The following is a 19288-nucleotide window of genomic DNA, read 5'->3' on the forward strand; positions in this document are numbered from 1 at the left end:
ATGAGGCGCAGGGGACAGTATGACCACGGTCCCAGGCGGCCCGGCTGGCTCCCGCTGGTGGTGGTGCAGGTGCTCGTCATCTCGCTGGCGGCGGTGCTCACCATGCGGTTGTGGTACCTCCAGATCCCGATGGCCGATCACTACCAGAGCCTGGCGGCGGCCAACCACGTGCAGGAGCTCGTCGTTCCCGCGACCCGCGGCCAGATCCTCGACGCGGAGGGGCGACCACTGGTGCGCAACCGCACCGAACTCGTCGTCTCCGCCGACTACCACAAGCTGCAGCGCGCTCCGGACGGCGGCGACGAGGTCCTGCGCGACGTCGCCGAGGTCCTCGATATCCCGTTCGAGGACATCCGGCAGCGTACGCGGCTGTGCGGCCCCGAGGTAAGCCGACCCTGCTGGCCGGGCTCGCCCTACCAGCCCATCACGCTGGCCGAGGACGTGCGGCCCGAGCTCGCGATGCAGATCGTGGAGCGCCAGGAGAAGTTCCCCGGCATCTCCGCGCAGCAGCACTCCGTCCGCGACTACCCCATGGGCGACCGCGCCGCACAGCTCCTGGGATACCTCCAGCCCGTGACGCAGGAGGAGCTGGACGAGCGCGAGGATCTGCGAACCCAGTTCACCGGGATCGACCACGTGGGCCGCGACGGGCTTGAGGCCGTCTACGACGAGGAGCTGCGCGGGGCCTCCGGAGCGCGCAGGTACGCGGTCAACAGCAAGGGCGACGTGACCGGCGTGGTCTCCGAGGCCCCTTCTGTTCCGGGGAAGCACCTGGTGACCAGTATCGACGAACGCGTCCAGCAGATCTCCGAGAAGGCCCTCGCCAAGGGCATGGAGCGGGCCGAGGACAACGGGTACCCGGCGGACTCGGCGGCCAGTGTGGTGCTCGACGTCAAGACCGGCAACGTCATCTCCATAGCCAGCATGCCCACCTACGATCCGTCGGTGTGGGACGGCGGCATCGACCAGGAGACCTACGACAAGCTGCTGAGCGAGGACGCCGGAGAACCGCTGACCTCGCGGGCGCTGCAGGGCCAGTTCCCTCCGGCATCGACGTTCAAGGTCGCCACACTGGCGGCCGGTGTCGAGGCCGAGAACGGCGTCTCCCTCGACGACGACTTCTCCTGCCCGAGCTCCATCTCGGTCGGGAACCGCTCCTTCCAGAACTACGAGGGCAGCGCCCACGGCAGCCTGAGCCTGCACCGCGCCATCGTGGTCTCCTGCAACACCGTCTTCTACCAGATGGCCTACGACATGTGGAAGGACGACGGCGGGTCCTCCCCCGAGGGAGAACCCGAGGACGCCATGACGAACATGGCGCACGACTTCGGGTTCGGCGAGCCCACGGGGATCGACCTGCCGAACGAGGGCGCCGGGCGCGTCCCGGACCGCGAATGGAAGCAGGAGTACTGGGAGGCCACCCGCGAGGACACCTGCAAGCGCGCTGAGGAGGGCTACCCGGGGGTCGAGGAGGAGGATCCCGAGCACGCGGCCTACCTGAAGCAGGTCGCCGAGGAGCAGTGCACCGACGGTTTCCGGTGGCGGGCCGGCGACGCCGTCAACTTCTCGATCGGCCAGGGCGACCTGGTGGTCACCCCGATACAGCTCGCGCGAGCCTACGCGGCCATCGCCAACGGCGGCACGCTGCACCAGCCGAAGGTGGGAAAGGCGTTCGTCTCGGCCGATGGCACCGAATCGGAGGAGATCGAGGCGGGCGCCTCCGAGGAGCTGCCGGTCAGCGACAAGACCCTTGAGTACCTGCAGTCCGCGCTCGCCGACGTGCCTAAGTCGGGGACCGCTCAGGGAGCGTTCAACGGCTTCCCGTTGGACGAGGTACCCGTCGCGGGGAAGACCGGGACAGCCACCGGCACCGGAAGAAGGAGTCGGCCTGGTTCGCTCCTACGCCCCCGCTGGCGATCCGCAGTTCGCCGTCGTCGTGCTGATCTCCCAGGGCGGTACCGGCGGCGGGGCGGCCGCCCCGGTCGTCCGTGAGATCTACGACGGGATCTACGGGTTCTCCCCGTCCGAGGACGAGGAGGACGAGGAGGGTGACGACGGCGAGGACGGCGACGGCGACCAGGATGAGCGCGATCCCGCGATACCTGGCGGGAAACCGCCGGAGGAGCTGCCGACGGTCCGTCCGGACGGGTCCATCGTCGCTCCCGGCGAGTCGGACTGAGCCATCGCTGCGAACCCTGGGGACGGAAGATGACGGCCTACTACACGAGTCCGCCCATCCAGCGGGCGACCTGGCGCAGCCATGCTGGGAGGATCCTCACCGCCGGCACCCGGCGCCGGGTGGACTGGGTGCTGGTGTCGGCGGTGATCGCGCTATCGGCGCTGGGGACGCTGCTGGTGTGGACGTCCACCCACACCCCCGGCGAACCCGACGTGGCCATGGGCTACGTCGAGCGGCATCTGATGCACCTGGGGGTGGCCGCGCTCTGCTGCATGCTCGTGGCCGCCGTGGACTACCGGGCGCCGCGGGCCTATGCCCCGATCGTGTACCTGCTCTCCCTAGCCGGTTGATGCTGGTGTTCACGCCTCTCGGGGCGGTGATCAACGGTTCCCGGGGCTGGATCGTCGTCGGCGGTCTGCAGGCACAGCCCAGCGAGATCCTCAAGGTCGCGCTCATATTGGGCGTCGCCATGCTGCTCGGCGAGCCCAGGGACGGGGAGCACGCGCCCACGAGCCGTGACGTGCTGTTCAGCCTGGCCGCGCTCGCGGTGCCCATGGCGATGGTCATGATGCAGCCCGATCTGGGGACCGGCCTGGTCCTGGGTGTGATCTTCCTGGCGATGCTGGCGATATCGGGTGCACCGGTGCGCTGGATCGTCGGGATGCTCGGCTGCGGTGTGGTCGCGGCGTTCTGCGTGTGGTGGTTCGACCTGCTCCAGCCGTACCAGTTGGCCCGGGTCACGACACTGATGGACCCCACCGCCGACCCGCAGGGCCGGGGATACAACGCGAACCAGGCGATCATCGCGGTGGGATCCGGCGGCTTCGAGGGGACCGGACTGTTCCAGGGCGAGCAGACCAGCGGCCGGTTCGTGCCCGAACAGCACACCGACTTCATCTTCACGGTCGCGGCCGAGGAACTGGGCTTCATCGGGGGCGTGTTCATCATCGCCCTGATGACCCTCGTCATCTGGCGCATGCTGGGTGTGGCAGCAGGGTGCGAGCAGCCCTACGCGCGGCTTGTCTGCATCGGTGTGGCGGCGTGGTTCGCCTTCCAGGCATTCGTCAACATCGGAATGACCCTGGGGATCGCACCGATCACGGGTCTTCCGCTGCCGTTCGTGTCCTACGGCGGAACCGCTACCATCGCCGGTTTCATCGCCGTCGGACTCGTTCTGGCCATCCACGCCCGCGACCGCGGGTTCGAATGAGCCTCCGCGCGGAGAGAGTACGCGTGAGCGGGGGCACCGCCGTGCCCATTACCCTGAAGAAAGGTCTGCCCTGATCCGGGCACGCACCAGATCATCCGTTACCCGCCCGATCCGGAGGCGCGTTCCATGCCCGTCGAATCCGTCTTTCCGCGACTGGAGGCCCTGCTGCCCAGCGTGCAGAAGCCGATTCAGTACGCGGGCGGCGAACTCAACTCCGTCGCCCAGGACTGGGACGCCAGCGAGGTCCGCTGGGCCCTGATGTATCCCGACGCCTACGAGGTGGGTGTTCCGAACCAGGGCGTCCAGATCCTCTACGAGGTGCTGAACGAGCGCGAGGGAGTTCTGGCCGAACGGACCTACGCTGTCTGGTCCGACATGGAAGAACTCATGCGCGGACACGGGATCCCGCAGTTCACCGTGGACGCCCACCGCCCTGTCGGCGCCTTCGATATCCTGGGCGTCAGCTTCGCGAGTGAAATGGGCTACACCAACCTGCTCACCGCGCTGGACCTGGCCGGTATCCCCGTGCACTCCGCCGACCGCACGGATGACCACCCGATCGTGCTGGCCGGCGGGCACGCGGCGTTCAACCCCGAGCCGATCGCCGACTTCGTCGACGCCGTGGTGCTGGGCGACGGCGAGGAGATCGCGCTGGCCATCACCGAGGTCATCCGCGAGTGGAAGCGCGAGGGGAGTCCCGGTGGTCGCGACGGCCTGCTGCTGCGGCTGGCGAGCGGCGGCGGGGTGTACGTGCCGGGCTTCTACGATGTCGACTACCTGCCCGACGGCCGGATCGGCTCCTACACCCCGAACCGCTCCGGTGTGCCGTGGACCGTGCAGAAGCACACCGTCATGGACCTGGACGACTGGCCCTACCCGAAGAATCCGATCGTGCCGATCGCCGAATCCGTGCACGAGCGGTACAGCGTGGAGATCTTCCGCGGCTGCACCCGGGGCTGCCGGTTCTGCCAGGCCGGGATGATCACCCGTCCGGTGCGGGAGCGCAGCAAGGAGACCGTCTCCCGGATGGTCGAGCGCGGTGTGGACTCCTCGGGGTTCCAGGAGGTGGGGCTGCTCTCGCTGTCCAGCGCCGACCACAGCGAGATCGGCGACATCGCCAAGGGGCTGGCCGACAAGTACGAGGGCACCAATACCGGGCTGTCGCTGCCCTCCACCCGGGTCGACGCGTTCAACATCGACCTGGCCAACGAGCTCACCCGCAACGGCCGCCGCTCCGGTCTGACCTTCGCCCCCGAGGGCGGCAGCGAGCGGATGCGCCGGGTCATCAACAAGATGGTCACCGAAGCCGACCTCATCCACACTGTCACCGCCGCCTACGAGGCCGGCTGGCGTCAGGTCAAGCTGTACTTCATGTGCGGCCTGCCGACCGAGGAGGACGAGGACGTCCTGGCCATCGCCGACCTCGCCAAGGAGGTCATCAGGACCGGGCGCGAGGTCAGCGGCCGCAAGGACATCCGCTGCACGGTCTCCATCGGCGGGTTCGTGCCCAAGCCGCAGACCCCGTTCCAGTGGACCGGGCAGACTCCGTACGAGGTCGTCGACTCCCGGTTGCGCCGGCTCAAGGAGGCGCTGCGCTCGGACCGCCGGTACGGCAAGTCAATCGGGCTGCGCTACCACGAGGGGCGCCCGTCCATCATCGAGGGGCTGCTGTCCCGCGGTGACCGCCGGGTGGGGCGCGTCATCGAGGAGGTGTGGCGTGCCGGGGGCCGGTTCGACGGCTGGAGCGAGCACTTCTCCTACGAGCGGTGGCATGAGTGCGCCGAGAAGGCGCTCGCCGGCGAGCGGGTCGATCTCGACTGGTTCACGGTGCGGGAGCGGGAGCGCGACGAAGTGCTGCCCTGGGACCACCTCGACGCCGGACTGGACCGCGACTGGCTGTGGCGGGACTGGCAGGATGCCCTGCACGGCGAGGAGTCGGTGGAGGTCGACGACTGCCGGTGGACCCCGTGCTACGACTGCGGGGTCTGCCCGAGCATGGGGACCGAGATCCAGATCGGCCCGACCGATGCGTCCAAGCGGCTGCCGCTGACGGTGCTCTGAGAACGGTGTGGACCGGGGGCGCGATCCGCCCCCGGTAGCGCGGATACGTGGTGGTATGGCCCGGCGCCCCGCTCGCGCCGGGCCATACGTGTAGTTGGACGGGTAGCCCCTTCCGTTGGTTTGCATGGAAGCGAGAATTCTCTAAAGAGTTTCTGTGTGTGGCATAAGAGCAGGTCAGCGGGGTGTAGCTGTCTGAAGTCGCTGGTGAGGGGCGTGGCTGATTCAACAGGGTGGGTGCTTTTCAACTTTCTGTCCGGGGGGAAGAGCATCTACGTGTGCTGTCCGTCACGGTGTTCCTGTCGTCAAGTCAGCGGCCGAGCCGCCCGCGCTACGCCCGGAACGGTCCGCAGCACGAACTGGTGGCGCGCGATACCCGGCGGGCACCGTACGCTGAATATGGACGTGCATTTCCCAGGTCGGTGCGTTTGGGACGAATCGGCGCACCCGGCCGGGAGCCATCGACGAAAGGAGTAGCGCTGCCCCCCGCACCTGAGGGCACCACCTCGCCCTCCGCTGGAAAGCCCGGACAGCGGCTGCGCGTACGTTATGCCAAGCGCGGCCGTATGAGGTTCGCGAGCCATCGCGACATCGCCCGCGCATTGGAGCGGGCCCTTCGCAGAGCCGGGGTTCCCGTAGCCTTCTCAGCGGGGTTCACGCCGCACCCGAAGATCTCCTATGCGGGTGCCGCCCCTACCGGGGTGGCCAGTCTCGCGGAGTATTTCGAACTTACCCTGGCCGAGTACCGCGATCCCGGGCTGGTGCGAGCCCGGCTCGATGACGCGATGCCCGATGGCATCGACGTCACCGATGTCGTGGTGGCCGAGACGGGTGGGCTGGCCGACCGTCTGGAAGTATCGGAGTGGCAGGTGGAGATGCCGGGCGTCACCCCTGATGACGCCCGGACGGCAGTGGCCGCGTTCCTCGCGGCCGAAACGGTCGAGGTGGAGCGGCTCACCAAGAAGGGCCGCCGCCGCTTCGACACCCGTGGGGCCGTCGTCCGTTTGGAAGCGGAGGGGCGTGCCGCAAGGGAACAACATGAGACATATGCCATACTTCGAATGGTCGTTCGGCACACCACACCTGCCGTACGACCGGACGACGTGGTGACCGGCCTTCGTCAGGTGGCCGGCCTCGCGCCGCCGTCGCCCCCGATGGTGACCCGGCTGGCGCAGGGGCCCTTTGACGAAGCGTTCGGCGCGATCGCCGATCCGTTCGCCGCGGACGACGCGGCTGTCCAGAGCGTTGGACGAGAACGAGCCACACCCGGCAGGGGGGCGACACAGGCGGATCCGGCCGGACGCGCGGAGGACACACCGCGGCCGTCCTCGCTCGCGCGGAGTTCACCCGATGCGTGAAATTCCTTGGGGAGCGCGGGCGATGATTACGGACTTTGCCCAGGTGGCATCACGGTGCTACCGGGACCGACCTAGCAACGACGGTTCTCGCGCGCAGCGGCGGTGGCCAATCGGCCGGTGCCGCGCCCGGGAACTCTGACGGGAGACCGCCCGGATGCTCGAAAACGAGCCCAGCAGCGGTGCAGACGGCACCGCGGGTACAACTGAAACGACGGATGCGAACGCAGCCCGGCCTCTCACAGTGGCCGCGCCCCAGACAGGCGAAGTAAAGGTCAGCGCGCCCGCCAAGCGCAGCGGCGGCATACGGTCCGCGGGACCCCCGCCGGAACCGGAGCCGGTGGCCACCGACTCCGGTAAGCCACTGACCACCATCGCGGGAGACGTGGAGGCCGAGCCGGAGCCCGAGGTGTCCGAATCGACGGACGCGGAGGGGGCGAAGGGCGGCGAGCGTACGCGCGTGGCCAAGGCGCCCCGCGCCCGCGTCCGCACGGCCGGGACCGAGAACGGCCCCGAGGACGAACCGGCAGCGGAGGAGTCCGCGCCGGCCGAGCGCGATAGGGCGGCCGGCGGGTCAACCGCTGAGAGCGCCCCTGTCTTCGAGGACGCCCGCGAAGAGGCGCCCGAGAGCTCGGAGAGCGGCGTCTCGGGTGCCTTCCAGCCGCCTATGGTGCTGTTCCAGCCGCCTGTGGCACAGGCGGCGGCCAGCGGGCCCGCCGACGGCATCGGAGAGGAACCTGCCGCGGTCACGTCCGCCGAGGAAGAGGACTACGCGGACGGGGACGAGTCCTCCGACGACGAACGCCCGTCGCGCCGGCGGCGGCGCCGCGGGGGCAGGGGGCGCGGCAAGTCGCGGACCGGCGAGGAGAGCGCTGAGGCGACCACCGCCGACCATGCGGTGGAGGACGACTCCAGTACCGAGCAGGCCGCGGAGCCGGCGGGTGAGGCCGCCATGGAGGAGACGGCCGCCTCCTCCGGCGACACCGATGAAGACGAAGGAGAGCAGAGCCGGGGCAGCCGCCGCCGGCGCCGCCGCCGGCGGCGGTCCGGCGGCGAGGCGGCCGAGCCCGCCTCGGAGGGCGACGACCCGCCGAACACGATCGTGAAGGTGCGCGAGCCGCGCCAGGAGAAACCGATCGAGGACGAGGTCCAGTCGGTCAAGGGCTCCACACGGTTGGAGGCCAAGAAGCAGCGCCGCCGTGAGGGACGCGAGCAGGGGCGCCGCCGCACGCCGATCATCACCGAGTCGGAGTTCCTGGCCCGGCGCGAGTCCGTGCAGCGCGACCTGGTGATCCGGCGCGTTGGCGAGCGGACGCAGATCGCGGTGCTCGAGGACGACGTCCTCGTCGAGCACTACGTGGACCGCGCCACACACAAGTCCTACGTGGGCAACGTCTACCTGGGCCGGGTGCAGAACGTCCTGCCGTCGATGGAGGCGGCGTTCGTCGACATCGGCAAGGGGCGCAACGCCGTGCTCTACGCCGGTGAGGTGAACTGGGACGCCTCCGGCCTTGAGGGCCAGCCCAAGCGCATCGAGTCCGTGCTCAAGTCCGGCCAGTCGGTGCTGGTCCAGGTCACCAAGGACCCGCTCGGCCACAAGGGTGCGCGGCTGACGAGCCAGATCAGCCTGCCCGGCCGCTACCTGGTGTACGTGCCCGACGGCTCCATGACCGGCATCAGCCGCAAGCTGCCCGACAAGGAGCGCGCGCGGCTCAAACAGATCCTGAAGAAGGTGATGCCGGAGAACGCCGGTGTCATCGTCCGTACCGCCGCCGAAGGGGCCAGCGAGGAGGAGCTGGAGCGCGACATCTCCCGCCTCGCCTCGCAGTGGGAGTCGATCAAGCGCAAGTCGAAGTCGGCGAGCGCGCCCTCATTGCTGAGCAGCGAGCCCGACCTCACCGTCCGGGTGGTGCGCGACGTCTTCAACGAGGACTTCGCGAGCCTTGTGGTCTCCGGCGAGGAGGCGTGGAGCACGGTCCGGGAGTACGTGGACTACGTCGCCCCGCACCTGGCCGAGCGGCTCACGAACTGGGACGGGGACCGCGACGTCTTCGAGGCGTACCGGGTCGACGAGCAGATCGCCAAGGCGCTGGAGCGCAAGGTGTGGCTGCCCAGCGGCGGCTCGTTGATCATCGAGCGCACCGAGGCGATGACCGTCATCGACGTCAACACCGGGAAGTTCACCGGGCAGGGCGGCAATCTCGAGGAGACGGTCACCAAGAACAACCTGGAGGCGGCCGAGGAGATCGTCCGCCAGCTCCGGCTGCGCGACATCGGCGGCATCATCGTGATCGACTTCATCGACATGGTGCTGGAGAGCAACCGCGACCTCGTGCTGCGCCGGATGCTCGAATGCTTGTCCCGCGACCGCACCAAGCACCAGGTGGCCGAGGTCACCTCGCTCGGCCTGGTGCAGATGACGCGCAAGCGCGTCGGCCAGGGGCTGCTGGAGGCGTTCTCGCACACCTGCGAGAGCTGCAACGGCCGCGGTGTGGTGCTCTCCACGGAGCCGGTCGACTCCAAGAGCGGTACCGGCGGTGGAGCGGGCGCGGGCGCCAACGGCCGGAAGAAGAAGGCCAAGAGCGGTTCGGACAAGAACGGCAGGAGCGGGAAGTCCGACTCCGGTGACGCGGTGGACAAGGCGGAGGAGTCGGCCGCCGAGGAGCGGTCCGGCGGTGCGGCCGGACCGGGGGGCAAGGAGACCGCGGCGCAGGACGCGGCTCCCCCGTCCGAGGCGGCGCCTGCGGAGGCCGGGACGGCCGCCAAGGGTGCGAAGGGCACGAAGGCGGCGACCAAGAAGACCGCCGCCAAGAAGTCGACCCGCAAGACGAAGAAGGACGGGGAGGCCGCCGAGCCCGCGGCCGGGGACGCGGCGGAGTCCGCGCCCTCCGATGAGGCGGGGGGAACCGGCGACGCCGAGACCGCGGCCGAGCGCCCCCGCAGGCGGCGCACTCGGCGGTCCAAAACCAGCGGGGTCGCCTCCGAATCGGCGTCTGCGGTGGTCGAGGCGGGATAGCGGTTCGGGGCCGGGCCGGTAGCGGTCCGGCCCGGCCATGTCGGGACGTGCTCCCCGCTAGGCGGAGGGTGGTAATCTGAGGGGTGGTGCGTCGGCGCGCCCCCAAGGTTCGCGCGCCCGAGACCTTACGAACCTTACGATCCTCGATCCCTCCACCGGAGGCGAGCGGATCCGCGGTCGTTTTTGAGCGCATTTCGGTCCCCGCCCACGCGGGGATGATCCACGAGCAGGAAGAGAGTTCCCCGGTGTACGCGATCGTGCGAGCGGGCGGCCGACAGGAGAAGGTGTCCGTCGATGACGTCCTGGACATCGACAGGGTCTCCGAGGAGACCGGTTCGACGGTGACCTGGGAGCCGCTGCTTGTCGTCGACGGCGGCAAGGTCATCAGCCAGGCATCCGAGCTGAGCGGTTACAAGGTCACCGCCGAGGTCCTCGGCGAGGCCAAGGGCCCCAAGATCAACATCATGAAGTACAAGAACAAGACCGGTTACAAGCGTCGCCTGGGGCACCGCCAGCGGTACACCAAGGTCCGCGTGACCGGTATCGCGGCGAAGTAGGGGAGGGGCTCGGCATGGCAACCAAGAAGGGCGCGTCCAACACCCGCAACGGGCGCGACTCCAACGCTAAGCGGCTCGGCGTCAAGCGTTTCGGCGGTCAGCGCGTCAAGGCCGGCGAGATCCTCGTCCGCCAGCGCGGGACCCGTTTCCACCCCGGTGACAACGTCGGCCGCGGCGGCGACGACACCCTGTTCGCTCTCGTGGCGGGCCAGGTGGAGTTCGGCAGCCGGCGCGGCCGCAAATCCGTGAACATCGTCCCGGCCGCGGAGTAGCGGCCGGCGGCGCGAACACGCGGATGGCGCAACGCGCAGGGCGGGCCAGGGGTACTGGCCCGCCCTGCGCGTGTCCGACCGCATAGTCTTAAGAGTCCCGACGCCGGAAGCCGCGCAGCGGCGGCGTCGGTATCAGCGGGGATGCCCGCAGGGGAGGCACACATGCCGGACTTCGTCGACGAGGCGGTCTTGCACATCAAGGCCGGCGACGGCGGGCACGGTTGCGCCTCCGTGCACCGGGAGAAGTTCAAGCCCCTCGGCGGACCCGATGGCGGTAACGGAGGCAAGGGCGGCGACGTCGTCCTGGAGGTCGATCCGAACACCGCCACGCTGCTGGAGTACCAGCGCCGCCCGCACCGCAAGGCGACCAACGGACGCCCGGGACAGGGCTCGCACCGCAACGGGGCCGAGGGCGCCGACCTGGTGCTGCCGGTACCCGATGGCACGGTCGTCACGGGAACGGGCGGCGAACTCATCGCCGATCTCGTCGGCGCGGGGACCCGGCTCGTCATCGCCCGAGGCGGCAATGGCGGCCTCGGCAACGCCGCGCTGGCCTCGCCCCGCCGTAAGGCGCCCGGTTTCGCGCTCAAGGGCGAGGAGGGCGAGGTCCTCGACGTCCGGCTGGAGATCAAGACCATCGCCGACGTTGGGCTGGTGGGGTTCCCCAGCGCCGGCAAGTCCTCGCTGATCGCGGCCCTGTCCGCGGCCCGCCCCAAGATCGCCGACTACCCGTTCACCACGCTGGTCCCCAACCTCGGTGTGGTCGAGGCCGGAGCCACCCAGTTCGTCGTGGCCGACGTGCCCGGCCTGATCCCCGGCGCGAGTGAGGGGAAGGGGCTGGGGCTGGCGTTCCTGCGCCATGTGGAGCGCTGCTCGACACTGGTGCACGTGCTCGACTGCGCGACCTACGAGCAGGGCCGCGATCCCGTCAGCGACCTGGACGTGCTTGAGGCGGAGCTGGCCGCCTACGCGGAGGGCACCGAGATCGACCTGTCGGACCGGCCGCGCATCGCCGTCCTCAACAAGGTGGACGTCCCCGAGGGGCGGGAGCTCGCCGAGCTCGTCGCACCGATGCTCCAGGAGCGGGGCATGCGGGTGATCCCGGTCTCCGCGGCCACCCGCGAAGGCCTGCGCGACCTCGCCTTCGCCATGGCTGAGCAGGTCGAGGCGGCGCGCGCGGAGCGGCCCGCACCCGAGCCGACCCGCGTCGTCCTGCGGCCGCGGGAGATCGGCGAGACACCGTTCGAGATCGTCCCGCTGGGGAACAACACCTTCCGAGTCCGCGGCGACAAGCCCGCCCGGTGGGTACGCCAGACCGACTTCGCCAACGACGAGGCGGTGGGCTACCTCGCCGACCGGCTCAACCGCATCGGTATCGAGGACCAGCTGGCCAAGGCGGGCGCGACCATCGACGCCGAGGTCTACATCGGCGACGAGGACGATTCCGTGGTGTTCGACTGGGACCCGTCCGTGGGCGCCGGCGAAGTCCCGACCGGCCCGCGCGGTACCGACTCCCGACTGGGCTGACGCCGCGCGGGGCCCTGCTTTCCAGCCCGATGGGTGCCACGGCAGATGGGGTGTAGTAAGGGCGTGCAGACCGCACACGGAGAAACAGGACAGGAAGCGACCAGAGGTCCCGCCGCCGAGGAGAGCCCGGCGCGAGCCGGGCGGACCGAAATGACGGCCGCCCGCCGCATGGTCGTCAAGGTCGGGTCGTCCTCGCTGACCGCGCCCGATGGGCACATCGACCGCGAGCGCATCCGGGAGCTGGCCGACATGCTCGCCGAACGGCGGGCCGCCGGTACCGAGGTGATCCTGGTGTCCTCGGGGGCCGTGGCCGCCGGCATGGCGCCGATGGGACTGGCCAGCCGGCCCCGCGACCTCGCCACCCAGCAGGCCGCGGCCAGCGTCGGCCAGGGGCTGCTGGTGGCGCACTACACGGCGGCGTTCAACGCGCACGGGCTGACCGCCGCGCAGGTACTGCTGACCGTCGAGGACATGATGCGCCGGGTACAGCACCGCAACGCCCAGCGGACACTGCGCCGGCTGCTCGACATCGGTACCGTGCCGATCGTGAACGAGAACGACACGGTGGCCACCCACGAGATCCGCTTCGGCGACAACGACCGGCTGGCGGCGCTGGTCGCGCACCTGATGCGGGCCGACGCGCTGCTGCTCCTCTCCGACGTCGACGCGCTTTACGACGGAAACCCGACGCGGCCCGGCGCGCGGCGGATCGTGGAGAGCGTCGCGGCACGCGACCTGGACGGCGTCGACCTCGGCTCCGCGGGCAAGCGCGGGGTGGGCACCGGCGGCATGGTGACCAAGGTGGAATCGGCGCGGATCGCCACCGAAGCGGGCGTGCCCACGGTCCTGACCTCGGCGGGCAACGCGCGCCCCGCGCTGGCGGGCGAGCCGGTCGGGACGCTGTTCACCGCCCTCAGCAAGCGCCGTCCCTCCACCCGGCAGCTCTGGCTCGCGCACGCCACCGCCGGGCGCGGGAGCGTCGTCCTGGACCCCGGTGCGGTGCGGGCGATCCTGACCGACAACGCCTCCCTGCTGCCGGCCGGTGTGGTGAGCGTGGAGGGTGAGTTCACCGCGGGCGACCCCGTCGACCTGTGCGACGAGAACGGCCGCCCGGTCGCGCGCGGCCTGGTCAACTTCGACTCGGCGGAGATCCCCGACCTGATGGGCCGCTCCACACGCTGGCTGGCCCGCGAGCTCGGCCCGGCCTACGAGCGCGAGATCGTGCACCGGGACGACCTGGTGCTGCTGGCGGGCAAGGAGGCGGCGAAAAGCGGGACGTTAGGGTGACTCCCATGAGGCGCACCACGCACGAGTACGACACTGAACTGCGCAGCGACGGCGAAGTGGTCACGCTCGGCGCGATGGCCTACCGCGGGCGGACGGTGCTGCACTCCGGCCCCGACATGTTCGCGCCGCTGGAACGGTGGGCCCAGGGCGTGGCCGACCAGCTGCGCGCCTCGGTCACCTGGCGTGCCGCCTCCGCAAAGGGGGAAACCGTCCACGAGGGCACCAAGCATCCTCAGTAGCCGCCCCATTGCCGGTCTTGAGCGGACCGTCCCTCCCGAGCGGCCGAAGAAACGGTCCCACCAGGACCGGCCACCGGGCGCTTACTCCCCTGCGGGTGGGCGGATGGTGCGGGTGATCTGGTCGACGCGCCGGAGGCGGCCATCCGGGGCGAGACGGCCGAACATGTGGATCTCCGTGCTGAGCACCTTCCCTTTGCGCATGACCGCCTCCAGGGTGTAGCGGGCGGCCACCTGGTCGCCGGCCACCAGTGTCTGGCTGACCTCGACCCGGACGCTGGACGCGTTCCTGCGCGCCGGGCGGGCGTGCTCGATGAGCCGGGTGCGGTCGAGCAGGAGCCCGTCGTTGCAGAGCTTGAAGTCCGCTGTGTGGTAGCGGTCCAGCACATCGCCGGGCTCGTCGTCGCTGAAGGCCATCTCGTGCGGATAGCTGGTCAGGTACCCGGCGAGGTCGTAGCCCGGGACCGCAGAGGTGCGTACCATGTCGCTCCTTGATGGTCGTCCGGCGGCGCGAACCCTGGCAGCGGCATATGTTCGACCACCGTATCTTTTACACTCGTGTAAAGATTAGGCGGGCGGGTTAAAGTTGACAAACATGTCAGAGCTGAAGCCGACTCCCCGTCGGCGTCGCGCCGACGCCCAGCGCAGCATCGCCGCTGTGCTGGACGCGGCGGTCCGGGTCCTCTCTGAGACGCCAGGGCGAGCATGGAGGAGATCGCGGCGGCGGCGGGGGTCTCCCGGCAGACCCTCTACGCGCATTTCCCATCCCGGGAGGCGCTGCTCGACGCCGTGATCGACCGACTCACCGCCGAGGTCGTGGCCACGATCGACTCCGACCTTCCGGAGGCCGGGTCGGCCACCGAGGCGCTGCTCCGGTTCCTCGACTCCGGCTGGCAGACCTTCGGCCGCTACGTCGCGGTCTTCCAGGACGCGGCCGCCGTGGCCAGCAGGGCGGACGACGACCGGCACGCGCCGATCCGCGACCGGCTCCGGCAACTGGTCCGCCGCGGCCAGGATGCCGGGGAGTTCGACCCTCAGCTGTCACCGGACTGGCTGCTGGCCGCCGTCATCGGACTCGCCCACACAGCGGGGAGCGAGGTCAGCGTCGGACGGATGACCGTCGCGGAGGCCACCGCGGCGGTGCGGCGCACCGCCCTGCGCGTCGTCGGCGCGGAGGAGGCGGAGCCCACGCCACCATAGTTACGAATCACGCACCATTCCCGCCGATCTTGACGATTTCGTTCCTTCCGAGCGCGCCGAAGGAACGAAATCGTCAAGATCGGCAGGGGACAGGTGTCAGTACGAAGGCATGATTCCGAGTACGACGAGCAGCGCCGGGACGGCGAGAAGGACCAGGCCCAGCAGCACGGGCGCACCGAGGACACCGAGGACGGCGGCGCCTTTGCGGGCCCCGGAGCGCCGGTAGTGGGAGGCGGCCAGGACACCGAAGCCCGCGGCGCCCGCCAGGAAGAAGAGCACGTAGCCCACCCCGGCCGGACCGAGCCGGTCGGCGTCTCCCGCCAGGCCCGACACCATGGCGACCGCTTGCATCACGTTGCCCAGGGTGTACAGGCCGAGCGTCGCGAAGGCTCCCCACACCAGCACGGTCACCAGCGTCGGAGGGAGAAGCACCGGGCGCTTGGCGACCGAAAGCAGCGCCACAGCGGCCCCCACGATCTTCAGCCCGACGACCAGCCAGTTCAGCACGGTGAGGCCGGAGGCGTACTCGGCGTAGGGGCCGGTGGAGAAGCGGTCCGTTCCTTCGTAGACGATGTTGACGGCCGCGAACCCGACGCACCACAGGGCGGCCAGCCACCCCACCACGGTGACACGGGTACCGGGGCCCGCGAGAACTGTGGGGGAGTGGTGATGGTCGGGCGCGGAGGAAGAGGATGTGTTGTGCATACGGGCATCGTGCAGGCTCCCCGCGGTCCGCTCCCTCCCCCGCGAGAGGGAATCTCCCCCGCAGGCGGGGGAGATCGGGCCCCTGGTCCCCACCGGCCGCTCCCGGAGATCGTGGTCCTGGGCGGGCGGGTGCTGTACCTGGTCCGCTACGACAGCGCCGGAAGCGCGTGCGGCGCGTGGCGCCGCCTGTTCCGCCGATCGTGAAGAAATGGTTCCTTCATGCGCGCCGAAGGAACCATTTCTTCACGATCGGCGTTGAGAACCCCCACAAACCGGACACATAGCAGACCGCGCCCCCGCATCAGCCCCGAGCGGTGGTGAGGGTGGACAGGTCCGGACGCCCGCCCTACCCATTGGCGCAGAAGTGTCGGCGGGAAGAAGGCGCGCCGATCAGCCGATGCCGAACATGACGGTGTGCTCCTCCGGCAGGGTCGCCCCGGAAGGCAGGGGGACGGTGTCGCCCGGGGTGATGGTGCGCAGCCAGACGTCGGTGCCGCGGGAGTAGAGGTCGTGCCGTTCGAGGCGCTCCCACAGGCCGGCGAGCAGGGTGGTGCGCTCGCAGGCGCAGCCGGGGCCGAAGTAGGAGAGCGCGTGCGGCGAACGCACGTCGCTGAGGGAGAAGCCGTGCTCGTCGCCCTTGACGACCTGGACGAGCGTGGCCGTGAGTTCCATGGTCGAAGGCATGGGGATGGTCCTTCCCGGGTGAAGGGCACTACGGGGAGTGCTGGGCTGGCTCCCTAGTATATTTCTTGATGAATCAAGATTTTAAGCTGTTTTTCCTTGTCCACAAGGAAAACTAGCTGAACGTGGCTGGCAGTACGATCGACGCACGGCACGGAAGGAGCGGTGGTGACGGACCGGCACATTCCGGAAGTGCGCAGGCGACGACTATCAGCCGCGCTGCGGAAGCTCCGCGCTGAGTCAGGCAAGACCTCCGCGGAGGCCGCCAAGAAGATGGGGTGGTCAGCGGGCAAGATCACCTGGATCGAGCGCAACGAGTGGAAGCGGCCACGGCGCAACGAAGTCGAGGCGCTGCTCGATCTGTACGGCGTCGATGGAGACGAGCGCGATCATCTGCTCAGCCTCTCCGAGGAAGCGCGTGGACGCAGTGATTGGCACCAGTACCAAGATCTTTTTCCTGGCAACCTCCCGGAGTTGGAGGCCGAGGCAACACGGATCCGTAGCTATGAGGCGTTGCTGATCCCCGGTTTGCTCCAAACCCCGGAGTATGCCGCCGCTGTTTTTCGGGGCGGTCAGATCGTTCCCGAGGCAGACATCGAGCGCAAGGTCGAGTCGCGCATGGCGCGGCGTCGGGTTCTCGATGTTCCGAACGGACCGTATCTCTCTGCCGTCATCGATGAGGCCGCTCTACGTAAGATCGCCGGGTCTCGGAAGGTTATGCGGGAGCAGCTCCGCTTCCTGGCGGGGATGGCCGCGCACTACAAGGTGACCGTGCTGGTGGTGCCTAATGAGGCAGGTACCCATGCAGCGGTCTCGGGGGCCTTCTCGCTGTTCGACTTCCCTCGCCCCGAACCGGGCATCGTCTCCCTCTCGAACGCAGTGGAGTCCCTCTATGGGGAAGATTCGGGATATGTGGAGCGCTATAGGCTGATTTACGACGCGGTCCAGGGAACAGCGCTCAGCGCCGAGCAGTCCTTGACGCTCATCAACGCCATCGCCGACGACCTAACCGGGTGAGTCCCTGATGATGCTTGACTTCCACAAGTCGTCCTATTCGAATGCCTTTGACAACTGCGTCGAGGTCGCCGAGATCTCCCCGCGCTTCCGCAAGTCCTCATATTCGGATTCGCAGGAAAACTGCCTCGAAGTCGCTGATCTCCCTACCGGCGCTGCCGTCCGGGACTCCAAGGATCCCGAGGCCGGGCACCTGGCCTTCGCCGCCCGCGAGTGGGGGGCGTTCCTGCGTGCGGTGCGGCGCGGCGCCTTCGATAATTGACCCACCCCCAACGCCATCAGCCGAGCAAGAGAGCAGAGTGAGCACGATGAGTGAGATCGAGCGCGAGGTGCACGCAGTCGCGGAGCGGGCGAAGGAGGCCGCCGCCGACCTCGCGCCGCTCAGCCGGGCGGTGAAGGACGAGGCGCTGCTCGCCATGGCCGACGCCTGGTGCACGACGCCGAGTCGATCGTCGCGGCCAACGCCGAGGACATCGCGCGGGCCCGCGAGGGCGGCCAGAGCGAGGCGGTGATCGATCGCCTCTCTCTCACCGTCGAGCGCGTCGGCGCGATCGCCGACGCCGTCCGGGAGGTCGCCGAGCTGCCCGATCCGGTCGGCGAGGTGGTGCGCGGAAAGACCCTGCCCAACGGCCTGGAGCTGCGCCAGGTGCGGGTGCCGCTCGGCGCCATCGGCATCATCTACGAGGCCGCCCCAACGTCACCGCCGACGCCGCCGTGCTCTGCCTGAAGAGCGGGAACGCGGCCCTGCTGCGCGGCTCCTCCTCCGCCTACTCCTCCAACACGCGCATCGTGGAGGTGCTGCGCGGCGCGCTGGAGAAGACCGGTGTCCCGGTCGACGCCGTGCAGATGGTCCCCGGGACGAGCCGGGAGTCCGCGCAGGCCCTCATGCGGGCGCGAGGGCTCGTCGACGTGCTCGTCCCGCGCGGAGGCGGGGCGCTCATCCAGGCGGTGGTGCACGACTCCACCGTCCCGGTGATCGAGACCGGCGAGGGCAACTGCCACGTCTACGTCGACGAGGCCGCCGACCTCGACAAGGCACTGGCCGTGGCCGTCAACGCCAAGACGCAGCGCCTGTCCACCTGCAACACCGCCGAGACGCTGTTGGTGCACGCCGGCGTCGCCGACCGCTTCCTGCCCTCGGTGCTGAAGGCGCTGCGCGAGCTCGACGTCACCGTGCACGGTGACGACCGCGTCCGGGGATTCGACGACGCCGCCGTCCCGGCGACCGAGGCCGACTGGGCCACCGAGTACCTGTCCGCGGACCTCGCGGTGAAGGTGGTGGACTCCCTGGACGACGCCGTCGCGCACATCCGCCGCTACTCCACCGCGCACACCGAGGCCATCGTGACCGACTCCCAGTCCGCGGCGCGGCGGTTCGTCGCGCGGGTGGACTCGGCCGCGGTCATGGTCAACGCCTCGACCCGGTTCACCGACGGCGGCGAGTTCGGCTTCGGCGCCGAGATCGGCATCTCCACCCAGAAGCTGCACGCCCGCGGCCCAATGGGGTTGCCGGAGATGACCTCCACCAAGTACGTCGTCACCGGGGACGGCCACGTTCGCTAGTCCGGCGGGGCGGTCGGGAGATTCCGCTCCCGACCGTCGCACCGCGACGGGTGTACGGATCGCGGACAGTCGTTCGCGTGAAGTTCCGTGCGGTGCTCTTGAGCCGCTAGGATGCCTGTGTTCTCGGTTTTTCGGCGGTTTTGGGAGCCCCATGTCCGACGACGTGAGCCCGACTCCGCCCCCTGATGGCTCCACCGCGAAGACCGACGGCTCGGGAGGGCCGCAGTTCGACGTAGGTGTGCCGACCGCGGCCCGGGTCTACGACGTGATGCTCAACGGCAAGGACAATTACGCCATCGACCGCGAGGTGCCCAGGCGAGCCTCGGCGTGACGCCGGAGCTGAAGGAGATCGCGATCCACAACCGCGAACTCCTGCACCGCGTCGTGCGGTACCTGGCCGTGGAAGAGGGCGTCACCCAGTTCCTCGA

15 protein-coding genes and 3 pseudogenes are annotated in these 19288 nt (G+C 69.5%); 15 read left to right on the forward strand and 3 right to left on the reverse strand.

Annotated elements, in window-relative coordinates; translation table 11 throughout:
- The 10 genes and pseudogenes from mrdA (at position 1) to VS93_RS09145 (ending at position 13700) form a co-directional block, all read left to right on the forward strand.
- A pseudogene (gene mrdA, locus VS93_RS09100) lies at positions 1–2179 on the forward strand (penicillin-binding protein 2).
- 29 nt (positions 2180–2208) lie between these two features.
- A pseudogene (gene rodA, locus VS93_RS09105) lies at positions 2209–3389 on the forward strand (rod shape-determining protein RodA).
- Positions 3390–3515: 126 nt separating this feature from the next.
- Positions 3516–5450, forward strand: a complete 1935-nt coding sequence (locus VS93_RS09110; RefSeq protein ID WP_046469529.1) for a TIGR03960 family B12-binding radical SAM protein — start codon at positions 3516–3518, stop codon at positions 5448–5450.
- 563 nt (positions 5451–6013) lie between these two features.
- Entirely contained in the window at positions 6014–6805 is a 792-nt protein-coding gene (locus VS93_RS09115) for a TIGR03936 family radical SAM-associated protein (RefSeq protein ID WP_046469530.1), read from the forward strand.
- A gap of 154 nt (positions 6806–6959) precedes the next feature.
- The gene (locus tag VS93_RS09120) at positions 6960–9818 is read left to right on the forward strand and encodes an Rne/Rng family ribonuclease (RefSeq protein ID WP_046469531.1); all 2859 of its coding nucleotides are present in this window, start codon (positions 6960–6962) and stop codon (positions 9816–9818) included.
- A gap of 245 nt (positions 9819–10063) precedes the next feature.
- Complete coding sequence (gene rplU, locus VS93_RS09125) at positions 10064–10375, forward strand: 50S ribosomal protein L21 (RefSeq protein ID WP_046469554.1); 312 nt, start codon at positions 10064–10066, stop codon at positions 10373–10375.
- Positions 10376–10389: 14 nt separating this feature from the next.
- On the forward strand, positions 10390–10647 hold the full coding sequence (gene rpmA / locus VS93_RS09130; RefSeq protein WP_046469532.1) for a 50S ribosomal protein L27: 258 nt from the start codon (positions 10390–10392) through the stop codon (positions 10645–10647).
- A gap of 162 nt (positions 10648–10809) precedes the next feature.
- Positions 10810–12174, forward strand: coding sequence for a GTPase ObgE (obgE, locus tag VS93_RS09135; protein ID WP_046469533.1), 1365 nt, complete (start codon positions 10810–10812; stop codon positions 12172–12174).
- Positions 12175–12324: 150 nt separating this feature from the next.
- Positions 12325–13461 (forward strand): glutamate 5-kinase, encoded by a 1137-nt coding sequence (gene proB / locus VS93_RS09140; RefSeq protein ID WP_046469534.1) that lies wholly within the window; start codon positions 12325–12327, stop codon positions 13459–13461.
- 5 nt (positions 13462–13466) lie between these two features.
- Complete coding sequence (locus VS93_RS09145) at positions 13467–13700, forward strand: hypothetical protein (protein ID WP_046469535.1); 234 nt, start codon at positions 13467–13469, stop codon at positions 13698–13700.
- Between the two features lie 81 nt (positions 13701–13781).
- Here the strand turns inward: VS93_RS09145 and VS93_RS09150 are convergent, their stop codons facing one another.
- A complete protein-coding gene (locus VS93_RS09150; RefSeq protein WP_046469536.1) occupies positions 13782–14180 on the reverse strand; it encodes a nuclear transport factor 2-like protein in 399 nt (132 codons plus the stop codon).
- A gap of 222 nt (positions 14181–14402) precedes the next feature.
- On the opposite strand from VS93_RS09150, the gene VS93_RS09155 reads away from it, so the two are divergent.
- On the forward strand, positions 14403–14897 hold the full coding sequence (locus tag VS93_RS09155; RefSeq protein WP_236700431.1) for a TetR/AcrR family transcriptional regulator: 495 nt from the start codon (positions 14403–14405) through the stop codon (positions 14895–14897).
- 96 nt (positions 14898–14993) lie between these two features.
- On the opposite strand, the gene VS93_RS09160 is transcribed toward VS93_RS09155, so the two are convergent.
- Entirely contained in the window at positions 14994–15602 is a 609-nt protein-coding gene (locus VS93_RS09160; protein ID WP_046469537.1) for a hypothetical protein, read from the reverse strand.
- 390 nt (positions 15603–15992) lie between these two features.
- Positions 15993–16286, reverse strand: a complete 294-nt coding sequence (locus VS93_RS09165) for a hypothetical protein (RefSeq protein WP_046469538.1) — start codon at positions 16284–16286, stop codon at positions 15993–15995.
- 165 nt (positions 16287–16451) lie between these two features.
- Here VS93_RS09165 and VS93_RS09170 point away from each other — a divergent pair, with 165 nt between their 5' ends.
- The 4 genes and pseudogenes from VS93_RS09170 (at position 16452) to VS93_RS32885 (ending at position 19191) form a co-directional block, all read left to right on the forward strand.
- A complete protein-coding gene (locus VS93_RS09170; RefSeq protein ID WP_046469539.1) occupies positions 16452–17300 on the forward strand; it encodes a helix-turn-helix domain-containing protein in 849 nt (282 codons plus the stop codon).
- Positions 17301–17307: 7 nt separating this feature from the next.
- Complete coding sequence (locus VS93_RS09175; RefSeq protein ID WP_046469540.1) at positions 17308–17559, forward strand: DUF397 domain-containing protein; 252 nt, start codon at positions 17308–17310, stop codon at positions 17557–17559.
- Positions 17560–17605: 46 nt separating this feature from the next.
- Positions 17606–18860: pseudogene (locus VS93_RS09180) on the forward strand (glutamate-5-semialdehyde dehydrogenase).
- A 151-nt stretch (positions 18861–19011) separates the two neighbouring features.
- Entirely contained in the window at positions 19012–19191 is a 180-nt protein-coding gene (locus VS93_RS32885; protein ID WP_046469541.1) for an SAM-dependent methyltransferase, read from the forward strand.
- Positions 19192–19288: the final 97 nt, after the last annotated feature.

The sequence above is a fragment of the Allosalinactinospora lopnorensis genome (assembly GCF_000981225.1).
In the GTDB taxonomy this organism is placed as follows: domain Bacteria; phylum Actinomycetota; class Actinomycetes; order Streptosporangiales; family Streptosporangiaceae; genus Allosalinactinospora; species Allosalinactinospora lopnorensis.